Below are 21,089 nucleotides of genomic sequence, written 5' to 3'. Positions count from 1 at the left end.
GTCAATTATTTACAAAAATGCAAAAACCATGACGCTTAGCGGAGCTAATGTAATTTCAAAACTTTGCTCTTTACCATCCCAGCTAATTTCATCGGTTTTCAACGCTCTTGTATTACGTACTCCAGAGCCTTTGTATTTTTTAAGATCTGAATTGAATATCTCTTTTAATTTTCCTGATTTGTGCACGCCCAGTCTAAAGTTCTCACGTTTTACCGGCGTAAAATTACACACAACCACTACGTCATCTTTTTCGTCATACCCTTTTCGTATGTAACTTAGAATTGAACTATTTCCGTCTGTAAAATTGATCCATTCAAATCCTTCATGTGAAAATTGCTTTTCATAAAGTGACGGAACCGTTTTGTACAATTTATTCAAATCTTTCACGAGCGTTTGCACACCTTTATGGTAATCATACTTTAATAAATGCCAGTCCAGACTGTGTTGAAAATTCCATTCTTCACTTTGTGCAATCTCTGCTCCTTGAAACAATAATTTTGTTCCCGGGTGAGTAAACATGTACGAATACATGGTTCTTAAGTTAGCAAAACGTTGCCATTCATCACCAGGCATTCTACCAAACAATGAGCTTTTTCCATGCACTACCTCATCATGACTCAACGGTAACATAAAGTTCTCCGAGAATGCATAATTTAAACTAAAGGTTATATCGTTTTGATGGTATTTTCTATGAATCGATTCTTTTTTGAAATACTGAAGCGTATCATGCATCCAACCCATCATCCATTTCATTCCAAATCCTAAACCACCTAAATACGTTGGGCTAGAAACACCACTAAATGCGGTAGACTCTTCGGCTATGGTTTGTACTCCTTCAAAATTGCCGTACACAGCTTCGTTCATTTCTTTTAAAAACGATACTGCTGCCAGGTATTCTCGTTCTCCAAACATATTAGGTTCCCACTCACCTTCTTCTCTGGAATAATCTAAATAGATCATAGAAGCTACCGCATCTACGCGCAAACCGTCTACATGAAACTGTTGTAACCAATAAATAGCATTACTTATTAGAAATGAACGTACTTCGTTTCGCTCGTAATTGAAAATGCAACTTTTCCAATCTGGGTGGTATCCTTTTCGCCAATCTGGATGTTCATACAAGGCAGAACCATCAAAATTAGCTAAACCATGCCCATCTGCAGGAAAGTGAGACGGAACCCAATCAAGGATGACACCAATATCATTTTTATGAAATTCTTCAATCAAATACATAAAGTCTTGTGGGCTTCCAAACCTAGATGTTGGTGCAAAATATCCGGTAATCTGATATCCCCAAGAAGGATCATAAGGATATTCCATAATAGGCATAAATTCTACGTGAGTGAAGTTCATCATCTTCACATATTTCACTAAGTCTTTCGCCATTTCTTTATAGGTAAGACTTCTATTTTCGGCTACCTTCTTTTTCCAGGAACTTAAATGTACTTCGTAAACTGAATATGGTTTATCGAGATCATTAAACTCTTTACGCTTTTGCATCCACTCATCGTCTTTCCATTTATAGTTATGATCCCAAACTATAGACGCTGTATTTGGTGGGGTTTCACAAAACAGTGCAAATGGATCTGCTTTTTCTGTAACTACACCATCATGATGAGAATGTATCTTATACTTGTAACGAACTCCTTTGGTTACATGTGGAATAAATCCTTCCCAAATACCACTAGAATCCCAACGAACATTGAGTTGATGTTCTCCATCGTTCCAATAATTAAAATCGCCAATTACAGCAACTTCTTTTGCTGATGGTGCCCAAACCGCAAAGTATGTACCTTCTACACCATCTACCGTAACTAAATGTGCGCCTAGTTTCTCGAAAAGTTTGTAATGTTTGCCTGCTTTGAATAAATGAATGTCATAATCTGTAAATAAAGAATACGGTTGTACCTGATGCATTTAACAATGGTTTAGATAGTTAGTAATTATGTTTAGTTGTTTCGTTTAAACAGGTATTATTGTCAGGGGAGTAAAGCTTTGGCTAGATTCTTTGAGGTTCTATTTTACATCTACTAAATTTGTACAAATGACTTTGAGGCGGCAAATTTTTCTTCATAGCATTTTTCAAGAATTAGAAAGTTTTAACTTTACTAGTGTTATAAATGTAAGATAATTACTTGACACGAACGGAATGAAAAGTCTTTAAATTTTCAAAAAAAATGAAATAACCAATTATGGATCAGAAAAAAGGAATACACCAACAAAGCATACAAATACCACAACCTATAGTTTACTTTGGAAAGAGTTTGCAGTTTGTTTCTAAAAAACTTGCAGCCTTTTACGCCGGTAACATCTTTATGCTTCCCATCAAATTTAAAATGCCCAGTCGTGAATTTGAAATGGATGCAAACTCGGTACAAACCAAATTATATATTCCTGCAATTGACAAAGAAATAATCATCTACACCTATGGTAAATCTGATAAGAAAATACTCTTAAGCCATGGTTGGTGTGGAAGAGGAACTCAACTTTTTAAAATAGCTGATGCTTTGGTTGAAAATGGTTATAGTACCATTAGTTTCGATGCTCCTGCACACGGAAAATCAAAAGGGACCAAAACCAATATGAAAGAATTCATAGAAGTGATCTTTGAAATCGAAAAACAATTTGGTCCTTTTGAAGCTGCTGTTGGACATTCTCTTGGAGGCATGGCTTTACTCAATTGCTGTAAAGAAAATCTAAGTTTTCAGAAATTGGTCACTGTGGGTAGCGGTAACGTCATCGATGATATTATTCGTGATTTTATCAAACAAATGCGTATGAAACCCGAAATTGGAGCCATGATGAAATACAAAGTAGAAAAACAGATCAATAGAACCCTAAACGATTTTTCCTCGTATATAGCAGCAAAAGAAGTGCACATACCGGTATTGGTAATTCATGATGAAGACGATGTAGACGTTCCTGTAACAGCAGCGCGTGAAATTGTGGAACACCTACCAAATGGCACATTATTTGAGACTAAAAAATTAGGTCACCGCAAGATACTTGGTGATCGAAAAGTGATTAAAGAAATTGTTTCATTTATTACCGCTTAAACCCATGAAAAACGTAATTATTGCTTTGTTCGCTATTATTTTTGTAAGTTGTAATAGTAAAGCACAAAACACACAAAAAGAAAAAAAAGATATGGATAAGAAACAGTATGCCGTTGAAAAGACAGATGCTGAATGGAAAGCACAACTCTCCAACGAAGAATACAAAATATTGCGCCAAAAAGGAACCGAAATGCCCAATACAGGAAAATACAATCTTCATTTTGAAGAAGGTGTTTACCGCTGTAAAGGCTGTGGTACCAAATTATTTGAAAGTGATCAAAAATTTGAAAGTCACTGTGGATGGCCTAGTTTTGATGACGCTATTGAAGGCACCGTAGAATATGTTCAAGATTACAGTCACGGAATGATACGTACCGAAATTCTTTGTGCTAAATGTGGCGGACACTTAGGGCATGTCTTTAACGATGGGCCTACCGAAACCGGAAAGCGTTACTGCGTAAACTCTGCCAGTATCGATTTTGAAGAAGAAGAATAACATATAGAAAAGCCGCTTTTAAAAAGCGGCTTTTTTAATGATTGTAGTATTGATATTTTCATGATATCACAACAGATAATGTTGCTTTTACAATTTCGGTTTGTCATCAAAAGTACCAAATACTCTTGCTTCGCAGGTTTCAAAGCTTAAGATGCCATTTTCCACTAATTTATTCAATACCGCAAATACCTCTTTAAAAACGCCTTGCGGTTTCATATCTAAAGCAACATAGGTTTCGTTTGCTCTTTCGTAGGTAACGTGTAAGCTTTTAAAACCATTCAAAATCTTCTCTTGAAACTCTTTTTGAATTCCTGTTGCAAAGGATAACCGAAATGTTTGGTGACCGCCTTTCTTCACTAATTCATGCGCCAATGGTATTTCGGCTTTCCCAATGATATTGGCTTTTACAATGTCTTTATAATTGAGTCCGTAAGCGTAGAACGGTACATTTTCTATTTGGTATAAATCTTCTCCTAAAGGTGTTGCCCACAAAGTTTCTGCACTCGTTGCCCAGTGATTGGGTAACGCCACATTTACAGGCACCACAGCTTCTTTTTTATCGTTGGTCTTTTTTGTTTCTTCCATGTGTTAAGTATAGGAAAGTTTTTAGTAGTACACCATCAAAAGTAGTATAATTTTGGAGAACTATCTTTTAGTAATTCATCGCTAGTATACTATTCTTGTACTTGCCAAATCCCAAATTCAGTTCGGATGGTATCTATTATCTCTTTCATAAAAACCAGTTCATCAACTTCTGGGTATAACTTGTAATAGGTATCGGGATTACTAAAAGAGAAATTATGCGCCTTCCCATATACTTTGGTCATTACTGTATACCCCGTTCCGTCTAGCACTGTGGTTACTTTGTTAGCTAACTGATAGGTTTCCTCTCCGTTGTAGTTTTCCTTGTAGATGACACCTCGCTCTTTCAGTTTCCATTCAATGCTGCGTTGGTCTGGTAATTGATCTATATAGCTTCGTAACAATGCTAAAAACACGTAATGCAAACTTTGCTTCCCTTTTAACCTATGCGTTTCTACGCGTTCTTTAGGATTTCCAGGTACTTTGGCAAAATGTTCATCATACGTCACTTTCCAGTTATCTTCTGATTCTTCGTACAACCTCAACAATGAACTATAATTAGTTATGCTCTCTGATTGATAAATCCGAATTTCATTTTCATAGGTCAGCGTATCAGAAAGTCCGATTGCTGCATTGATCTCTTTCATATTTTGAGCTTGTGCATACCAACTCAGACAACAAAGTATGAGCGCTATCCATTGATTCAGTGCTTTCATCCCATTAAAATTTCTTTGATTGTATTCGCCTTTTTTATTTGTTGAATCCATTCTTCTGAAACATCGTTCATTCCAGAAGTATCAAATTTTCTAATACCTTGGATAAGGTTGTTTTTTACTGCTACTACGTCCATGGTTTTGTAGGTATTCTGAAAGATCAATTCTACCTTGTATACTCCAGGTATAAAATAGAATAGGTTTCTCCAGAAACTTTCCGGAGTTTTTCTATCCACCACTTTGTAAACACAGCCCTTACAATCTACAAATTCTTTCTGATGATAATAGTCTCTATATACTTGTTCTTTTGGAGAACTATAATAAGCATCAAACAGTGGTAATAACGCTTCACCATCTTTATAGTCCATGGTATTTGAAAGCATTATTGGGAATGAAATTCTTTGCATAGTCTTCTTTATTTCTTCATCAGTTTTATAATACCATGAAACACCATTACAAGTTGCGTACTAATCGCCAATGCTATGAGCAGCCCTACTGTAAGTATCCACCAATCTCCTGAAACATCCTCTAATGCTGCAATGATTCCCAGCATGGTTAAACATAATCCTATGATAAAGTTGAATGCTGTGTAGCGTCTTATTTGATTTTCATTCCATGGAATGCGAACCAATCCAGCCAATCCGAACAAAAATGCGACTCCCACAAAAAATGCTACCAGCACCAGCATATAATCATCCATTGCGATCACAAAATAGGTATCATGAATATTTAATACGATGGAGAGTTCTTTTAATAACACTCCTATAAGCCATAGAATGGGTGCTGAAACTACGAATAATACCGCTGCTTTGTAGATAGGTTCTTTCATTACATTCAATTGTTCACTCAGTATGCTGCCTCATTTCCCATTCTCCCTTAACGCTTGGTAAAATCCAGAGTCTTCCTTTTGAAAAGCTCACAGAGAACTTTACCTTCCAAGTTCCACGGATGTTACCTGTAACAGTATCTACATTTCCTTTGTAATAGATGGGTTGGTGTGGCGGTCTCCCTGTTACCATGCTCCCATCGCTATTGAAATGTGTAAATACCGGCATTTGTTTTACAAACACTATGGTATTCTTTTTCCATTCTCCTTCAATATTCCCAATACCCGGTGTGCCACCTGTGGTTACATCGTCTTCAACCGTTCCTGTAAACTTCAGGTCATTGGTTGCTTCTAACTCCAATTGAAAATTCGTTCGTACGTTTTTCAAATCCTTTGGTACCGCTCCTGTGTACCAATAGGTGCCACTGTATGTCTTTTGCATCTTGCGTTGTTTGATAGGGCCTGTAAACCCCACTCAAAGATACCAAAGATTTTAATGGAAGGCATTTATTTAAGCACTACATTTTATTCAAAAAACATCCTACTATTCAACCGCAGGTACGCTTTTGGTAAAATCTATTTCATAAATATTATAATTACTCTTAGATACGGTTATGGGATAACTAGTACCTGCTTTGATCTCTAATCTTTTAATTCCGTTCACACTTAAGTGCTTTATTTTATGGTATACTGAATCATTTTTTTCAAAATAAAAATAGACCAGATCCTCTTCCAAGATCACGTCTCTTCTGGCTCTAGGAGCCAATTTCTCTATGACAGCAAATGTTGTAAATGAATTTGCTGCTATTTCCTGATTTCTATATTGCCTGTGTTTTATCATTTTGAACAGGCTTACCATCATCACTACAAAAGCGATGGACGCTACAATTTTTAAGACTAAAATCTTTTTCAAGAGTTATGGGGCATTTGGGGACGCGTAAATATACAAAGCATTTTTTTATACAACGAATGTTTCTAAAATTCACTCTGTACGTCCCAAAAAACTATTCATTAAAGTATCTTATCTAGTAGTTTAATCCTTATCTATTGAAATACACTTTGGTGTTCTGCTGTCTATTCCTATAAAGAAAATTAATGAAATGTACAACCACTTCACTACGATTGTACACAAACTGTACACGAACTGTACACATACTTTGATTAGAAAAACACCATTAAAACCTAACAATCAACAACTTAAACCCTTTAAAACATCTTTAAAACTGTCGCAACTTTTGTTTTTGTTGTGTTGAGCATGTGTCATCCTTGTGTTGTTCTTGTGTCATTCTTGTGTTGTTGTTCGGTTATCGTTCGGTTGTTGTTCGGTTGGAAGAGGTTTCAAAAAGCTAATTTTATTTCAGTTTTTTATTGTTTGATACGTTTCAACCCAAAACAAAATCATTCCATCTTTCTACAATTTCACGGTTATAATTGTAATTTTGTTTACGAATTAGCTACCGTACTTTTATATGCATTCTACTCGTATCACTTTTTCAAATCCTATACTGAAAGACCGTATTGAAGTACTACAGCATACCAGCGAAAAATTGATCTTTAGAACATATTTGGAGCCTGGAGGAGGACAAACCGATTTACATTATCACACGCAAATTGAAGAAAAATTTACTGTGATTCGAGGTACGCTAAGCTTGTATTTAGGAACCGAAGAAACGTTGCTTACCACGAAACAATCTGCAATAGCTTTACCTTTCTGCTCACATCGATTTTTTAATAACTCAAATGAAGTTGTCATCTTTGATGTTGAGATATTGCAGCCTAAACAAACACTTTGCGCTTTGAAAATTCTTTATGGAATTGCTGAACATGGCAAAATTACCCGTGATGGACTTCCTAAAAATAAACTTCACCTAGCCATAGCCCTTAAAATGATGGATGCTTACAGTCCTAAAATCCCTCAACAATTACAGCATACAGCCATTTTACTACTTGCCGGTTTTGGAAAGTTCCTTGGTGTTCAAAAAAAATTGGTCACCATGTATTGTTCTTCCTGAAAATATAGTGACACTATCAGCCTATTCGGCTATGCATTTGCTGCTTTTTTATTGAGTAACCATGTTGTATATTACAATATTATGTATATTCGAAGACGTGTTATTTTTTTTATACAATTAAGTAATGAATCGTTTCTATTATATCGGAATGCTGTTTGCCGCCTTTAGTATGAGCAGTTGTTTTTTTACAGATTATGAAAGTGAAAAAATAACTTCCCCTTCGGGAGATTTTAAAATCTCTACTACGGTAAATCGTACTAAAAAAGAGAAAGACACTTATGCTGATGTAATAGTTCATCTTTATAACAAACAAGGAAATATACAAGCTGTTAATACCAATGCCGGTGATGGAAGTGCCTGGGCAATTGGATGGACCGTAGTTGGCGATACCATTGTACTTCAAAGTAGTGATATTGGTAATCAAGCCTGGGCAATTCAACAGCAAACGCTAGTACCTCTAGAAATGACAGACGATTTGCATGAAAGAGCTGAGCAACTCTATAAAGAGAAGTATAAAGACTAATTTCCATAATTACCTAAACAAAGAAAGCAACTAACTTATAAATAATTAGATATGATTTTAGGGATTCAAAAACTTGGTAGGATGAAATCTTATTCACTAATATTATGCTTGTTCATAGGTTCACTTTTGTTTGCACAAAAGGAAAAGAATGTACTGGATTGGATTCGTTCTAACGCTATTGCTATTCCTACAGAACAAATATCAGACTCTCTTTTCTATGCGAACGCTCCTGCTATTTTTAAAAAAGCAACGGTCTATGGTTTTGGAGAGTCTTCTCATCAGCATGCCGAAAACAATACCGTAAGAGGAGGGCTGTTAAAAACCTTAGTACGCTATGGAAACGTAAAACTTTTCTTTATAGAAGAAAGTTATGGCTGTGCCGCTATGCTAGACCGCTACATACAAGACGGAACAGGCAATGCCAATGCTCTTTTAAAAAATGCACAACAAGCCATGAATACCACTCCCGAAATGCTAGCCATGATTGAGTGGTTGTATACTTTTAATAAAACACAAACTCCCAACAATAAAGTGCATATTTATGGAATGGATTGCAAATTTAACTATCAATTGACTCCCCTACTGAACGATCTTTTAGCCTATAACAATTATTCATTGACAGCTACAGAACAAGCAGCGATAACTGCTGTGGCTACTTTCAAAGGAGTTCAAAAAGGAGAAGATCATCAGGAAACCATTCATACGCTAAAAAACCTGCAACATCGTATCGATTCGAATGCTGATTTTAAAGAAAAGACCAATGCTTTACTACTACTTCAAGCCATGTTAAATTACCTTGAGTTTAGAAGTACTCTCAGTTGGGGTTACAGAGACCAACACATGGCAGGTATGGTGCAAGCAGTGCTAAAGCTTCACCCTTCTAAGGCTGTGGTATGGGCACATAACGAGCACATTTCTCAACTTCCTCAAAACAATATCACGCTTTTTGGAGAAGAAACGGGCACACTAGTACCCTCACTCGGCAAGCATCTTAAAAATGTTTATGCCAACCACTATTATGCAATGGGTATGGAATTTGGTTCGGGAGCTATTGTTGGGTATGATGCTGACAAAACACGAGTGGTAGACACCATTACAGCTCCCTTAAATTTTTTGGCAGCAGCAACTTTGTATAAAGTTCCTATGGATTGTTTTTATTTTGATTTTTCAACTGCCATGACACACCGCGATATGGAAAAGTTGATTACTAAAAAAACATCGCATTTGTATGTAGGTGGTCCCGGATTACTTTTAAAGGCCATGAAATATCAATGTACACAAAATGCTTATGCGACGATGTATGATGGTTTGATTTTTATAAGACAAGTAAGTCTCACTAAAGGTTTGTAAGAAAAATTACTATTTTAGAAACGTGAATAACCTGTATTCCCTAAAACATTGTTGTTAGCAACAAGAACTATATTACAATCAAGAATGAAAAATATTATCTACGTAATCTTCCTTGTATGCACTTATTTTGTCCAAGCTCAAGAGGACATTGCTACAGCTGAACATCTAAATGAAATGGGCTTTTTGGGAAATGTAAAATCTTTAACTAGAACCTATTGTGGTAGTAAGGATACTTTGATTGCTAAGTTTAATGAAAAAGGGTATCTGTATTACCAATTTTATGTAGACCAATTTGGACGAAGAAAAACACTCTATATTTACAATGATTTTGATAAAATAGACAAGAAGGAAGTGTATACCAACGACGTTTTAGATCACGTAGAAATTTATGAATACGATACTGTTCATCGTTTAAATAAATATGTTAACTATGTTGGAGAAGAAGAACATGCAAAGTATACCTATCGTTATAATTCAGAAGGCAATATAGATCGTATTAATGTAAGTGAATTATTTTTAGATGGTAATTCTTATTCACATTTTACTAGTACCATTAAGTTTGAATATAAAGGACAAACCAAAATAAAAAGAATACTTAATGATACTACTGTTGTTAGAACAGAGATTGAAATTCTAAGTGATTCACTAGATATCTTTAAAATCCATACCACAGATGGTATGGATGATGAAACCACGTATGTTTATAAAAATAAAAATGGACTTACAACGGAAATAAAAAAATATCTAGAGCCTGATAGGGAAGAAAATCTTTTGATGAATTTTATTGAGTATGTATATAAAAACAATAAACTTATCCAACGGACAGATCATTTTCAAAATTATGCAATGAGCTCAACAACAAAAACTTTTTATGATGAACATGAAAATTGGGTTAAAGAGATTAGAACAACTGACGATGGTAAAGAAAACATCAGTACTAGAAAAATTACGTATGACAACTTCAATAATATTACGCATATTGAAAGTTATAGTGACGGTATATACTATGGTTGTACTACATATGAATTTGAGTATTACACAGAGTAGTATTTTATATCCCTTACAAAATAGAAGTTCCATCTAATGACACTTTTTAAAAAACTCTTCAAATACATTGGCTTTGTACTGCTACTTCCATTAGGATACCTCATCATTGCGGTGATCACTTCTTTGATAACGGTATCTACCGAACCTTCCGAGCTACCTACTCCTCATACCATTTACCTCACTACAAATGGAGTGCATATGGATATTGTACTTCCTAAAACACTTTTGACAGAGAACCTAGCTTTGCAATTGCATCAAAAGGCTAGTGATAAATTTGTGGCTTTTGGCTGGGGTGATGAAAACTTTTATTTGAATACCCCTACTTGGGGCGACTTGACTTTTAAAAATGCCTTCGGCGCTCTGTTTTTAAAAAGTAGTACCCTCATGCACGTAACCCGCTACCGTAGTGTTCAAAAGAAATGGATTCCTATCCATATTAATCAAGAACAATTAACGGCTTTGAATGTCTACATTTCCGGAACCTTTCAAAATACTGCAGCGCATCGCATACAACTTTTAGCAAACAAGGGTTATGCTTCTCAAGATAATTTTTATAAAGCCAAGGGAAGTTACTCCTGTTTTAAAACTTGCAATACTTGGGTAAACGCTGCTTTTAAACAAAGTAATTTAAAAGCCTGTCTTTGGACTCCTTTTGACCTTGGGTTGATGCAACATTACGCTAACGAATAAATTTTCAAACTTTATCTGTTTTTCATATATTGAGAGTGCAAAGCACTTTGTAGTTATGGAAACTTACCTTGATCAATTATTACTTCTGATTCTTGGGTTGATCATCTGGCTACTTATTTTAATCGAAAATAAGTGGTCTAAAAAATCACTATGCGTTCTAAATAAAAAAACTGCTTAAAAAATAAATTCTAAGCAGCTTTCCTGTTATTCTATAATTGTAACTCTCTACATTATTGAGATACAACTTCTGTAGTATCATCTGTAGTCACTACATCTTGTTCTGTTGGTTTTCTATGGAACTGACGAATGATAAGTCTTGATGCTTTATCAAAATTGATATAATTGTACATCCAGTTAAAGAACACAATAACTCTATTTCGGAAACCTACCAAAGAGAATAGGTGCACAAACATCCAAATAAACCACGCAAAGAAACCTCCAAAATGTAGCTTCTTAATGTCGGCCACTGCTTTGTTTCTACCAATAGTTGCCATAGAACCTTTGTCTACGTATTCAAACTCTTCCATTGGTTTGTTATTCAACATTCGTTTGATGTTTTTTGCCAACAAGGCTCCCTGTTGAATTGCCGGTTGTGCCAATTGTGGATGCCCTTTAGGGTATTCATCAGACATCATTAAAGCAATGTCTCCAATGGCGAATAAATTGTTGTAGCCTTCTACTTGATTGTATTTGTTTACTATATACCTGTGTGCTTTATCGTGAATAGTTCCTTCTTTAACTCCTAAAATTGGGTTTCCTGTAACTCCCGCAGACCAAATAAATGTTTTTGCTTTCAGCTTCATACCGTCTTTGGTTTCTACGGTGGTTCCATCGTAGGAAGTAACCATGGTATTCAAATGAATTTGTACACCCAATTTTTTCAAGAAAGCCTCCGATTTTTTAGAAGCCGTGTCACTCATAGGTGGTAAAACTTTGCCCATACCTTCAAGCAAGTGAATTTCCATATTCTCTATATCGATATCCGGATAATCCCTTGGAAGCACATTTCTTTTTAATTCTGCCAATGCTCCAGCCAATTCCACTCCGGTTGGTCCTGCTCCAACGATGACAAACGTTAAGTATGCTTTTCGTTCTTTCGGGTCTTCCGTCATACTAGCCTTTTCGAAATTCTGTAACCAGAAGCTTCTTATATTTAACGCTTGTGGTATGGTTTTCATAGGCAAGGCGTTGGCTTCAATTTCCTTGTTTCCAAAATAATTGGTTTTGGTTCCGGTAGCCACCACCAAATAATCATAATGCAAACTTCCTATACTGGTGTTTATCATGTTTGCATCTGCATCTATATTTTGTACTTCACCTAATCTAAAATGAAAATTCTTGTGATTTTTCATGATCTTCCTTAGGGGATATCCAATGGAATCAGCTTCTAATCCGCTGGTTCCTACTTGGTAAAGAAGGGGTTGAAATGTGTGGTAATTGTGACGATCAAACATCACTAGTTGAATAGGAAGATCTTTTAGTTTTTTTGCCAGTGAAATACCGGCAAACCCTCCACCAACTATAACTACTCTGGGCAATTTGGTGTCTGGTATATTCATATGTAGTAGTATTAAATTCTAAATACACCTTTATTGAGCATATTTAGTATTCTTGTTGAACATTAATTATAATCAAGAAGAAGCGATGCTTTGCTTCTTAATTCTTGAGTAAAGTTAGCTGATAATAATCATATATTGCTTCGGATTACAACTTTTATGTTTATCTTAAGATAGTCTTAGAAAAGAGTATTAAAATTTGAATTGAACTTTCCTTGTAACATTTTTTAAAAAGCTGCTACTTATACACAAACAAACCAACTGAGTGAACAAAGAACAGGAACATACATTTGTAACCCTTTTAGAAGAAAATCAAAATATAGTACACAAAATTTGCAGGCTGTATACTTCGGATGCTGATGCTCATAATGATCTTTTTCAAGAGATTACCATTCAGTTATGGAAAGCGTACCCCAAATTTCGTGGTGACGCTAAGTTTACTACCTGGATGTACCGTGTGGCGCTAAACACCGCCATAACGCTATACCGAAAATCGAAGAAGAAAATAAAAACTCAAGAAATAGAACCCATCAGTTTTAAAATTAAAGCTGAAGAATATGATGACCAAGTAGAACAACAACTACGGTTAATGTATGATGCTATCAAAGAGTTGAACGATATAGACAAGGCCTTGGTCTTTTTGTATTTGGAAGACAGAGATTATAAAGATATTTCTGAAACCTTAGGAATATCTGAAGTAAATGCCCGAGTGAAGATGAACCGAATTAAAACCAAACTAAGGACCGTACTGAACCCCTAAATTATGGACGAGTTAGATTTATTAAAACAAGACTGGAAGCGCAAGGAGCAAGAGCTCCCAAAACTTTCGTATGACGATATACATAAAATGATCTGGAAAAGATCATCCTCTATCGTAAAATGGATATTTGTGATAAGTATCCTAGAATTTCTATTTTGGGGTTTAATTTCTTTTACCCTCAAAGATTCTGAAGGTATGGAAGCCTACAATTCCATTAAAGACCTTACGCTTATGAAAGTACTTACCTATTTTGGTAATGCTGCTTTGTTTGTTTTCATTCTATTGTTCTTTATGAATTATCGTAGAATTTCTACTATAGATAATGCAAAAACATTAATGAAAAATATTCTTAGAACCCGTAAAACAGTCAACTATTATGTGTGGTTTAACCTTGTTTATTTTGTTATTTTCAGTTTTGTGATCATCTTTTTAGAAATGAACTATGATGAACAACTGATTCAACTACACGATGAATTTGCTGCCAAAGGAAATGAAACTATGTTTTACACAGTTATTTATGGGATGAGTTTTATCTTCGTAATAATTTTTGCTGTAGTCATTTGGCTTTTCTACCGACTCATTTATGGAATTCTATTGAAGAAACTCAACAAAAATTACAAGGAGTTAAAGCAAATAGAAGTTTAATAAAATAAAAAAACCGAACTTAATCAAGTTCGGTTTTTCCATGTTCTGCACTATATCTTCTCAATTGATTGAGCTCATCTTGCTCTTTCAATTCTTTTTGACTCATTACTTTTAAAAACGAAGGGTGTTGCTCAATTGCATATTCTATCTTTTCTACAATAGAATCAATAGACTCGTTTCTATAATCAATTTCTAAAGGTTCTTTAATCACCATAGACTGTAAGATTCCTTTCTTTTTGATATTGATTCCCTTTTTATCAAAAGATCTCCTAAAACCATCTATAACAATTGGAATTACTATAGGTTCATACTTTTTAATAATATGTGCGGTACCTTTTCTAATAGGTTTCCAAGGAGTTGTAGTACCTTGTGGAAACGTAATTACCCAACCATCGTTAAGTGCTTTACCAATGTTGGTAATATCACTCATTTTCACTTGTCGGTTTACGTCTTTTCCTTGAGAACGCCAGGTTCTTTCAATACTTATGGATCCTGCATATGCCAAAACTTTAGGTAAAAAACCTGCTTTCATGGTCTCTTTTGCAGCTACGTAATAGATATTCAATTTTGGATTCCACAAATAACCAATATTCTTAATACTATCTGTTCTCCCTTTCAAACTTGCATTGAAAACATGGAACATAGAAACCACATCGGCAAAATATGTTTGGTGATTTGAAATGAAAAGTACATTGGTCTCTGGCAATTCTTTAATGATCTCAGAACCTTCTATTTGTAACTTATTGAAACCGTTATAGCGGCGGTGTGTCATTAGCCCCGCAACACGTATTAACCATTTTTTTAAAAAAAGTATATGTCCAAAAGGATTTTTTTTAAATAAACCCATAATTATCTCTCAAATTTTAGCATAAACGCAAATCTACAAAAAACAAACGTTATAGTATTCCCTTGAATAGTTCTTTTACTTCACTCAGCATCATGGCCGTGGCTCCCCAAACTGTAAAATCGTTAAAATTGAATGCCGGCACTTCAATACTTTCTGCATAGGAAGTTTTCATTTTTGCAGCAAACAGGCGTGCATCATCCAAAAAATCTTCAAAATCCACTTCTACCAAAGCCGCTACTTCTTTTTCCTGAATTTTAAACATTGGCGATGTCAATGTGTATCCCAAAAAAGGCTGAACTAAAAAATTACTTGGCGGAATGTACACCTCAGACAGTGGTCGAATCACAGAAATTTCAGTTGGTCTTACCCCTACCTCCTCTTCCGTTTCTCGTAAAGCAGTTATTTTCAGATTTTCATCTTCTTTTTCTTTTTTACCGCCTGGAAATGAAATTTGATTGGAGTGCACCCCTTCATATGCATGACGCAAGGTTAAAAGCAACTTTGTTTCTTCCTCAGCATCCGGATAAAATAATGAAAGAACTCCGGCTTGCCTTACCTTCTTTTTAGAAAAATCGATTTTTGCTACCTGTTGTATTCTTTCTTCCGGAGTCATTTTGTAATGTGCCTCTTTTCCGGGAAGTGGTATATTTTGTATTTTTGGAACTAATTCTTTAAAAACATCGAATTTCATGCCGTTAAAAGCTTTTTCAATACTTACAATAGTACTACTTTTTTTTGCAACCGGATGCCAAGAAGCTCCTAAGACAGCTGCAAAAACTGTTAAAACTGAAGTTACAAAAGATACAGTTTCTCAAGATATCATTGACACAACGGCTACAGAAACCACCAAAACCAAATCTGAAGAGGATGTAAAGGAAGATTTTAAATTGACCGAGGATAATGCTATCGACTTTTTCTTCAACTATGCAAAAACGTTGAAAGAGGATAAAGTTCGTATTAAAACAAAGTATGGTAACATTGATATTCAGTTTTATAAAAACACGCCATATCACTGGGCTAACTTTATTTATCTAACCCGAAAACACTATTTTGATAGTACTTATTTTCACCGTGTAGTGCCAAATTTTATCATACAAGGAGGGAATACCGATATGTATAAGACGCAAAAGAAAAGGAATAAAATAGGTCATTATTTATTGCCACCAGATACCAGAAAAGGTCACAAGCATCACCGTGGTGTGGTTTCCATGCCCAGTAGCGAAATAGACAATCCGCATAAACTTGCCTCTCCGTTTGAGTTTTTTATTGTAGCTCAAAAACCCGGCGCTTACCATTTGGATGGTGATTACACCGCTTTTGGTCATGTAATTGACGGCATGGATGTGGTAGACACCATAAGTCAGTTAGCAACAGATGCACGCGAGTGGCCCCATAAAAATGTTATGATGACGGTGGAGATTTTGAAAGATTAAAATCTCCTTTACATTTGCTGTGTATAGTAGTTGTAATCTTTCAACACGGTTTCTATAAATTGTTTATCGTATAATTCTGAATTGGTCTGAATGGTTTCAGAAACCTTTGCTCTCAACATGGAAAGTGTTCTGAAATCTGCTGATTTAATTGCTATTTGATACACTTCTTTGATGATATTTACATCTTTATCTGTCAATTGAATAACACTAGAAAATACCGGTGTATAGTCTTCATCTAATTCCTCTAAAATAGTACTAGATATTTTCTGAGAATTTTTGGTAGAAATTACAATAGTACCCGCAGCGGCATCACCAACTCTCTGTTTTTTATCTGAGAACATGATACTCAAAACACCAATAGCTGAAAAGAACATCCATATATCTATAAAGCGTAACAACCATCTTACTAAATAATGATTCCATGCGGTAGGTTTACCATCTTCTCTCACCACCTTGATCTTCATAATGATCTTCCCTACTGTTCTGCCATCAAACAAGATGTTACAATACAAACTGTAGGTAAGTGCAGGAAGTGCAAATAAACTGTAAAACCCAATTTCTGTCCAGCGATCCGAAGAAAAAATATTAGAAATCTCCATGATAGATTCTATAATTCCTAAATAGGTTAAAAGTATTATACCATCTATTAAAAATGCAACAATTCGTTCTCCTAAGCCAACGGTTTTATACGCAATGTTTACATTTTGTGCAGTGTTTATTGCTAAATTGGTCATTCAACTGTATATTCGTTAAAAATTAATTCTATTTCTTACAATGCGCGAAGCTTCTTTTGTTAAGCAAAATAAAGAAAAATGGATTTTATTTGAAAAAGCTTTACGTGGCAATATAAAAATAAATCCTGATGATTTAGCATCTTATTACATTCAGCTTACTAATGACTTGTCTTATGCACAAACTTATTATCCTGAAAGTAAGACGCTGACCTATTTAAATTCTTTGACATCCGAGGCGCATCAAAAAATATATACCACCAAAAAAGAATCAAAAAACAAAATCAAAGAATTTTGGATGTTTGAGTTTCCGCTGTTCTTTAGACAATACCATAAAACACTCTTATATACTTTCCTGTTTTTCATAGCCGCAATACTTGTAGGCTCTGTATCTACTTTGAATGACGATAGCTTTGCGAGGCTTATTCTTGGCGATCAATATGTGAATACCACTATAGAAAATATTGCAAATGGTGAACCCATGGCTATTTACAAAAGCGGAAGTCAAATGGGTAGTTTTCTTGGAATCACTATCAATAATATACGAGTGGGACTCATTGCTTATGCTTTTGGAATATTATTTAGTGCCGGAACTATTTATATTTTATTCAGTAATGGTATTATGCTTGGAAGCTTTATTACTTTTTTTTATAAGTATGGGTTGCTCGAAAAAACAAGCACCATCTGGTTACACGGCACTATTGAAATTTGGGTAATTATTATTGCCGGTTGTGCCGGTTTGGTCATGGGAAATAGTTTTATGTTTCCCAAAACATACTCCAGAAGAGTCGCTTTTATGAAAGGTGCTAAAGACGGACTCAAAATTGTGGTGAGTACCATACCATTCTTTATCATTGCAGGTTTTATTGAAGGTTTTATTACTAGGTACGGAGGGCAAATGCCATCATTTCTAGCCTATAGTATTATCTTTTTATCTTTTAGTTTGGTTGTTTATTATTATATTGCTTACCCTATAATTCTTAATCGAAAAAATGCAGCATTCATTCATAGAACTTAGAAATAGATTGTCATTTGGCGATTTAATTAATGTCTATTTCGCGTTCATAAAACAAAACATAAAACCGTTTTTAAATCAGTATCTTAAATACAACTTTATAAGTTTTATTCTTATGCTGGGCTGTTCTTACCTGCTTGTTACCGGGTTTATGGGACTTGCCAGTAGAGATTTTAGGTTTGGAATGAACAATAATGAAGATTCCAATATGATATATTTGGTTTCTGGTGCTATTTTTTTGGTGATTGTTTTATTCTGCACGTATGCCATTAATTACAGTTTTTCCAGTTCATATATAGTACACTATGTAAACAACAATGGAAAAACCACTTCTAGTGAGGTATGGAAAGCCATTAAAAAGAACTTAGGCACTATTGTAGCCTTCATGCTTATAGGAGTATTATTTTATATTGGTTATATAATTATAACTATGATTGTAAGCTTCATTCCTCTTATCGGAATGTTTGTTCAATATGGATTAAGTTTTCTGCTCTCTGCTGTTTACGGATTAACATTTGTATCTATTTTTGAAAAGAATAAAGGATTTTCGGCGGCCATGGGAGAAGGATGGGATTTTTCTATCTCTAACTTTTTATTGGTTATTGGTTATGGCTTGGTAATTGGTTTGCTAAATACGCTGTTAACCTTATTGGTATTGTCCATCCCAGGTTTTTTGTTTTTCTTTTTCGTTTACTTTTCGGTTCAAGATCAATTTGAATTTTATGAAAGTACCACAGCTACTGTCGTTTTCACACTAAGCTTTTGTATTTTTATCATTACATTTACTTTTTCTCAGTCACTCTCACAATTAGCATATGGAGTACTGTATTATAACATGCATGAGAAAAAATACAATACCTATTTACAATCTAGAATTGACAAAATTGGCGTTTCTGAATAAACAAACTAAATATACCATTTCACTATCCTTTGCAACTGTATTTTTTCAGTTGTACTGTTATGCACAGCAAACTGTAAAGCAAGATAGCTCAAACATTCGCGTGAAAAATTTTTCTGAGGATTTACCGGAAAAATATAGCGGATCTGATTTTGACTATGTAACCAATGATAGCGGAGGTACTAATTTGTTACAAGAAATATTGGCTAAATTCTTTCGATGGTTAGGAGATGTTTTTGGTATAGACACCAGTTGGATAGATCCTAAAATATTGGAATACATAGTGTATGGTATTTTTGCTGTCATTATTATTTATCTCATCGTAAAATACCTTTTAGATGCGCCTGTAAATGCTGTTTTCACAAAGTCTGACCGAAAAATTGAAGGAATTAATTTTACTGAAGAAACTATTGAAAAAGTAGATTTTGATAAGCTCATTCAAAAAGCTGTAAAAGAGCATGATTATAGAATTGCGGTTCGTTATCTCTATCTTAAATCTTTACAATTGCTTTCTAGCAAACGTATTATAGATTGGCATTTTGATAAAACCAATGCAGAATACCAGTCGGAAATTCAAAACCCGGAAACCAAAGATTTCTTTAAAAAAGTATCCTATATCTATGATTATGTATGGTATGGAGAATTTCAAATAGACGAAGCAGATTATAAGAAAACCGCGTATAATTTTGACAAACTGAACCAGTCAATCAAGTAAATGGATAAAGGAGCTAAATTAGGATTATATATTATTGGTCTGGTGATCATGGTTTTGATAGTGGTAGAAATTGCCAAACCAAAACCTGTAAACTGGAAAGATAGCTATACCTCATTTGATAAAATTCCATTGGGTTGCTACGTTCTTCGAGAAGAGCTCAATGAATTTCCCAATCAAGTTCAAGATGTAGATGTAAATATCACAAACAATCCATATTTACAAGATTCCACCAAACGCCAATCACTCATCATGATTAATAATTATTTCTATTTTGATGAGACTGAAACGAATGCCCTGCTAGATTTTGTAGCTCGTGGTAATGATGTTTTTATAAGCGGTATGAATATTTCCGGATATCTGAATGATACTTTAAAAATTGACATACAACGTGCTTACGGAAACACCATGGCTACCAATATTTTAAACACCCTAAGTAATCGTCAGATTGCCAAAGACAGTGTTCATTTTACCACCGTAGTTGAAAATTCTATGATCAGCAGTATTGATACTTTACAAACAGTAGCACTGGGATACACTCAAGATCTTACTAAAGATGATGAGGAAGTCGAACTTAATTTTGTCAAAATACCGTTTGGTAATCAAAAAGGAGCTTTCTATTTACATACCAACCCCTATGCTTTTTCTAATTATCATATTTTAAACGGAAACAAAGCATATGCCTCTTCTGCACTTTCCTATATTTTGGATAATGATATTATTTGGGATAACTATTACAAAGCCGGCAGAAGAGTGGTAACCACTCCGCTACGCTACGTTTTACAGCAAGATGCATTGAAATGGGCTATTTATACCGCCATTATTTCATTAATTATCTTTATCATTTTCAGAGGGAAGCGCACTCAGCGTATTATTCCTGTAATCCAACCGCTAGAAAACACTTCTTTAGAATTCACAAAAACCATTGGAAGTTTGTATTTTCAGCATAAAGATTACACCAATATCATTCAGAAAAAAATTATCTACTTTTTAGAATATATAAGAACAAACTTCTACTTGAACACGCTGGAATTGAATAAAAAGTTTGTTGAAAATCTAGCTGTGAAATCAGGCAAATCCCTGGAAGAAACCAAAGACATCATTCATTACATACAATATTTGAACAATAAAGCTATTCATACTGAACAAGATTTGGTAGACCTTAATACCAAAATTGAACGCTTTTTAAACTCTTAA

At 34.7% G+C, this 21,089-nt stretch carries 25 protein-coding genes; 14 read left to right on the top strand and 11 right to left on the bottom strand.

What is annotated here, in order from left to right:
• Positions 1-9: 9 nt before the first annotated feature.
• Positions 10-1,917: a 1,4-alpha-glucan branching protein GlgB gene (glgB, locus tag BM383_RS10610; RefSeq protein ID WP_093025114.1), complete on the bottom strand. Its 1,908-nt coding sequence runs from the start codon at positions 1,915-1,917 to the stop codon at positions 10-12.
• 275 nt (positions 1,918-2,192) lie between these two features.
• On the opposite strand from glgB, the gene BM383_RS10605 reads away from it, so the two are divergent.
• Both BM383_RS10605 and msrB read left to right on the top strand, forming a co-directional pair.
• Positions 2,193-3,056 (top strand): alpha/beta hydrolase, encoded by an 864-nt coding sequence (locus BM383_RS10605; RefSeq protein WP_093025113.1) that lies wholly within the window; start codon positions 2,193-2,195, stop codon positions 3,054-3,056.
• 4 nt (positions 3,057-3,060) lie between these two features.
• The gene (gene msrB, locus BM383_RS10600; protein WP_177229105.1) at positions 3,061-3,552 is read left to right on the top strand and encodes a peptide-methionine (R)-S-oxide reductase MsrB; all 492 of its coding nucleotides are present in this window, start codon (positions 3,061-3,063) and stop codon (positions 3,550-3,552) included.
• Positions 3,553-3,639: 87 nt separating this feature from the next.
• On the opposite strand, the gene BM383_RS10595 is transcribed toward msrB, so the two are convergent.
• From BM383_RS10595 to BM383_RS10570, 6 genes are all read right to left on the bottom strand, one after another.
• On the bottom strand, positions 3,640-4,137 hold the full coding sequence (locus BM383_RS10595; RefSeq protein WP_093025112.1) for a DUF4265 domain-containing protein: 498 nt from the start codon (positions 4,135-4,137) through the stop codon (positions 3,640-3,642).
• A gap of 89 nt (positions 4,138-4,226) precedes the next feature.
• Entirely contained in the window at positions 4,227-4,850 is a 624-nt protein-coding gene (locus tag BM383_RS10590) for a hypothetical protein (RefSeq protein WP_143106407.1), read from the bottom strand.
• Complete coding sequence (locus BM383_RS10585; RefSeq protein WP_143106406.1) at positions 4,847-5,254, bottom strand: hypothetical protein; 408 nt, start codon at positions 5,252-5,254, stop codon at positions 4,847-4,849. The genes BM383_RS10590 and BM383_RS10585 overlap by 4 nt, the downstream gene beginning before the upstream one ends.
• 8 nt (positions 5,255-5,262) lie before the next feature.
• Positions 5,263-5,676, bottom strand: a complete 414-nt coding sequence (locus tag BM383_RS10580) for a hypothetical protein (protein ID WP_093025109.1) — start codon at positions 5,674-5,676, stop codon at positions 5,263-5,265.
• 13 nt (positions 5,677-5,689) lie between these two features.
• Complete coding sequence (locus BM383_RS10575) at positions 5,690-6,115, bottom strand: hypothetical protein (protein ID WP_093025108.1); 426 nt, start codon at positions 6,113-6,115, stop codon at positions 5,690-5,692.
• A gap of 102 nt (positions 6,116-6,217) precedes the next feature.
• Positions 6,218-6,586, bottom strand: coding sequence for a hypothetical protein (locus BM383_RS10570; protein ID WP_143106405.1), 369 nt, complete (start codon positions 6,584-6,586; stop codon positions 6,218-6,220).
• A 556-nt stretch (positions 6,587-7,142) separates the two neighbouring features.
• On the opposite strand from BM383_RS10570, the gene BM383_RS10565 reads away from it, so the two are divergent.
• The 5 genes from BM383_RS10565 (at position 7,143) to BM383_RS10545 (ending at position 11,295) form a co-directional block, all read left to right on the top strand.
• Complete coding sequence (locus tag BM383_RS10565) at positions 7,143-7,685, top strand: cupin domain-containing protein (protein WP_093025106.1); 543 nt, start codon at positions 7,143-7,145, stop codon at positions 7,683-7,685.
• Between the two features lie 124 nt (positions 7,686-7,809).
• Complete coding sequence (locus BM383_RS10560; protein WP_093025105.1) at positions 7,810-8,208, top strand: hypothetical protein; 399 nt, start codon at positions 7,810-7,812, stop codon at positions 8,206-8,208.
• A gap of 81 nt (positions 8,209-8,289) precedes the next feature.
• Positions 8,290-9,558 (top strand): erythromycin esterase family protein, encoded by a 1,269-nt coding sequence (locus BM383_RS10555; RefSeq protein ID WP_177229104.1) that lies wholly within the window; start codon positions 8,290-8,292, stop codon positions 9,556-9,558.
• Between the two features lie 84 nt (positions 9,559-9,642).
• Positions 9,643-10,605: a hypothetical protein gene (locus tag BM383_RS10550; protein ID WP_093025103.1), complete on the top strand. Its 963-nt coding sequence runs from the start codon at positions 9,643-9,645 to the stop codon at positions 10,603-10,605.
• Positions 10,606-10,641: 36 nt separating this feature from the next.
• Positions 10,642-11,295 (top strand): DUF2459 domain-containing protein, encoded by a 654-nt coding sequence (locus BM383_RS10545; protein ID WP_093025102.1) that lies wholly within the window; start codon positions 10,642-10,644, stop codon positions 11,293-11,295.
• 230 nt (positions 11,296-11,525) lie between these two features.
• Here the strand turns inward: BM383_RS10545 and BM383_RS10540 are convergent, their stop codons facing one another.
• The gene (locus tag BM383_RS10540; protein ID WP_093025101.1) at positions 11,526-12,854 is read right to left on the bottom strand and encodes an NAD(P)/FAD-dependent oxidoreductase; all 1,329 of its coding nucleotides are present in this window, start codon (positions 12,852-12,854) and stop codon (positions 11,526-11,528) included.
• A gap of 262 nt (positions 12,855-13,116) precedes the next feature.
• Between BM383_RS10540 and BM383_RS10535 the strand changes: the two genes are divergently transcribed.
• Entirely contained in the window at positions 13,117-13,611 is a 495-nt protein-coding gene (locus BM383_RS10535) for an RNA polymerase sigma factor (protein ID WP_093025100.1), read from the top strand.
• 3 nt (positions 13,612-13,614) lie between these two features.
• Positions 13,615-14,256, top strand: a complete 642-nt coding sequence (locus tag BM383_RS10530) for a hypothetical protein (protein WP_093025099.1) — start codon at positions 13,615-13,617, stop codon at positions 14,254-14,256.
• Positions 14,257-14,275: 19 nt separating this feature from the next.
• Here BM383_RS10530 and BM383_RS10525 read toward each other — a convergent pair whose 3' ends face one another.
• Both BM383_RS10525 and BM383_RS10520 read right to left on the bottom strand, forming a co-directional pair.
• The gene (locus BM383_RS10525) at positions 14,276-15,103 is read right to left on the bottom strand and encodes a lysophospholipid acyltransferase family protein (RefSeq protein ID WP_093025098.1); all 828 of its coding nucleotides are present in this window, start codon (positions 15,101-15,103) and stop codon (positions 14,276-14,278) included.
• A 49-nt stretch (positions 15,104-15,152) separates the two neighbouring features.
• Positions 15,153-15,794 carry an NUDIX hydrolase gene (locus tag BM383_RS10520; protein ID WP_093025097.1) on the bottom strand — a complete coding sequence of 214 codons (642 nt, stop codon included), beginning with the start codon at positions 15,792-15,794 and terminating at the stop codon, positions 15,153-15,155.
• On the opposite strand from BM383_RS10520, the gene BM383_RS10515 reads away from it, so the two are divergent.
• The gene (locus BM383_RS10515) at positions 15,793-16,536 is read left to right on the top strand and encodes a peptidylprolyl isomerase (RefSeq protein WP_093025096.1); all 744 of its coding nucleotides are present in this window, start codon (positions 15,793-15,795) and stop codon (positions 16,534-16,536) included. The two genes, BM383_RS10520 and BM383_RS10515, sit on opposite strands and share 2 nt — an antisense overlap.
• An 8-nt stretch (positions 16,537-16,544) precedes the next feature.
• Here BM383_RS10515 and BM383_RS10510 read toward each other — a convergent pair whose 3' ends face one another.
• The gene (locus BM383_RS10510) at positions 16,545-17,270 is read right to left on the bottom strand and encodes an RDD family protein (protein WP_093025095.1); all 726 of its coding nucleotides are present in this window, start codon (positions 17,268-17,270) and stop codon (positions 16,545-16,547) included.
• A gap of 40 nt (positions 17,271-17,310) precedes the next feature.
• Between BM383_RS10510 and BM383_RS10505 the strand changes: the two genes are divergently transcribed.
• The 4 genes from BM383_RS10505 to BM383_RS10490 are packed head-to-tail and all read left to right on the top strand — an operon-like array spanning position 17,311 to position 21,089.
• Positions 17,311-18,285, top strand: coding sequence for a stage II sporulation protein M (locus tag BM383_RS10505; RefSeq protein WP_093025094.1), 975 nt, complete (start codon positions 17,311-17,313; stop codon positions 18,283-18,285).
• Positions 18,260-19,183, top strand: coding sequence for a hypothetical protein (locus BM383_RS10500; RefSeq protein ID WP_143106404.1), 924 nt, complete (start codon positions 18,260-18,262; stop codon positions 19,181-19,183). Before BM383_RS10505 ends, BM383_RS10500 begins: the two co-directional genes overlap by 26 nt.
• Complete coding sequence (locus tag BM383_RS10495) at positions 19,122-19,895, top strand: DUF4129 domain-containing protein (protein WP_093025092.1); 774 nt, start codon at positions 19,122-19,124, stop codon at positions 19,893-19,895. The genes BM383_RS10500 and BM383_RS10495 overlap by 62 nt, the downstream gene beginning before the upstream one ends.
• The gene (locus BM383_RS10490) at positions 19,896-21,089 is read left to right on the top strand and encodes a DUF4350 domain-containing protein (protein ID WP_093025091.1); all 1,194 of its coding nucleotides are present in this window, start codon (positions 19,896-19,898) and stop codon (positions 21,087-21,089) included.

The sequence above is a fragment of the Pustulibacterium marinum genome (assembly GCF_900116665.1).
In the GTDB taxonomy this organism is placed as follows: domain Bacteria; phylum Bacteroidota; class Bacteroidia; order Flavobacteriales; family Flavobacteriaceae; genus Pustulibacterium; species Pustulibacterium marinum.
Note: the sequence above shows the minus strand (reverse complement) of the source record. Positions and strands in the feature narration are given on the sequence as shown.

What these genes read in the sequence shown, in the direction of transcription:
- BM383_RS10530 (WP_093025099.1), top strand. Translation starts at nt 13,615, where the DNA reads ATGGACGAGTTAGATTTATTAAAACAAGACTGGAAGCGCAAGGAGCAA.
- BM383_RS10505 (WP_093025094.1), top strand. Translation starts at nt 17,311, where the DNA reads ATGCGCGAAGCTTCTTTTGTTAAGCAAAATAAAGAAAAATGGATTTTA.
- BM383_RS10585 (WP_143106406.1), bottom strand. Translation starts at nt 5,254, where the DNA reads ATGCAAAGAATTTCATTCCCAATAATGCTTTCAAATACCATGGACTAT.
- BM383_RS10550 (WP_093025103.1), top strand. Translation starts at nt 9,643, where the DNA reads ATGAAAAATATTATCTACGTAATCTTCCTTGTATGCACTTATTTTGTC.
- BM383_RS10515 (WP_093025096.1), top strand. Translation starts at nt 15,793, where the DNA reads ATGCCGTTAAAAGCTTTTTCAATACTTACAATAGTACTACTTTTTTTT.
- BM383_RS10560 (WP_093025105.1), top strand. Translation starts at nt 7,810, where the DNA reads ATGAATCGTTTCTATTATATCGGAATGCTGTTTGCCGCCTTTAGTATG.
- BM383_RS10520 (WP_093025097.1), bottom strand. Translation starts at nt 15,794, where the DNA reads ATGAAATTCGATGTTTTTAAAGAATTAGTTCCAAAAATACAAAATATA.
- BM383_RS10510 (WP_093025095.1), bottom strand. Translation starts at nt 17,270, where the DNA reads ATGACCAATTTAGCAATAAACACTGCACAAAATGTAAACATTGCGTAT.
- BM383_RS10525 (WP_093025098.1), bottom strand. Translation starts at nt 15,103, where the DNA reads ATGGGTTTATTTAAAAAAAATCCTTTTGGACATATACTTTTTTTAAAA.
- BM383_RS10495 (WP_093025092.1), top strand. Translation starts at nt 19,122, where the DNA reads ATGAGAAAAAATACAATACCTATTTACAATCTAGAATTGACAAAATTG.
- BM383_RS10545 (WP_093025102.1), top strand. Translation starts at nt 10,642, where the DNA reads ATGACACTTTTTAAAAAACTCTTCAAATACATTGGCTTTGTACTGCTA.
- BM383_RS10595 (WP_093025112.1), bottom strand. Translation starts at nt 4,137, where the DNA reads ATGGAAGAAACAAAAAAGACCAACGATAAAAAAGAAGCTGTGGTGCCT.
- msrB (WP_177229105.1), top strand. Translation starts at nt 3,061, where the DNA reads ATGAAAAACGTAATTATTGCTTTGTTCGCTATTATTTTTGTAAGTTGT.
- BM383_RS10540 (WP_093025101.1), bottom strand. Translation starts at nt 12,854, where the DNA reads ATGAATATACCAGACACCAAATTGCCCAGAGTAGTTATAGTTGGTGGA.
- BM383_RS10580 (WP_093025109.1), bottom strand. Translation starts at nt 5,676, where the DNA reads ATGAAAGAACCTATCTACAAAGCAGCGGTATTATTCGTAGTTTCAGCA.
- BM383_RS10575 (WP_093025108.1), bottom strand. Translation starts at nt 6,115, where the DNA reads ATGCAAAAGACATACAGTGGCACCTATTGGTACACAGGAGCGGTACCA.
- BM383_RS10590 (WP_143106407.1), bottom strand. Translation starts at nt 4,850, where the DNA reads ATGAAAGCACTGAATCAATGGATAGCGCTCATACTTTGTTGTCTGAGT.
- glgB (WP_093025114.1), bottom strand. Translation starts at nt 1,917, where the DNA reads ATGCATCAGGTACAACCGTATTCTTTATTTACAGATTATGACATTCAT.
- BM383_RS10565 (WP_093025106.1), top strand. Translation starts at nt 7,143, where the DNA reads ATGCATTCTACTCGTATCACTTTTTCAAATCCTATACTGAAAGACCGT.
- BM383_RS10555 (WP_177229104.1), top strand. Translation starts at nt 8,290, where the DNA reads ATGAAATCTTATTCACTAATATTATGCTTGTTCATAGGTTCACTTTTG.
- BM383_RS10500 (WP_143106404.1), top strand. Translation starts at nt 18,260, where the DNA reads ATGCAGCATTCATTCATAGAACTTAGAAATAGATTGTCATTTGGCGAT.
- BM383_RS10490 (WP_093025091.1), top strand. Translation starts at nt 19,896, where the DNA reads ATGGATAAAGGAGCTAAATTAGGATTATATATTATTGGTCTGGTGATC.
- BM383_RS10605 (WP_093025113.1), top strand. Translation starts at nt 2,193, where the DNA reads ATGGATCAGAAAAAAGGAATACACCAACAAAGCATACAAATACCACAA.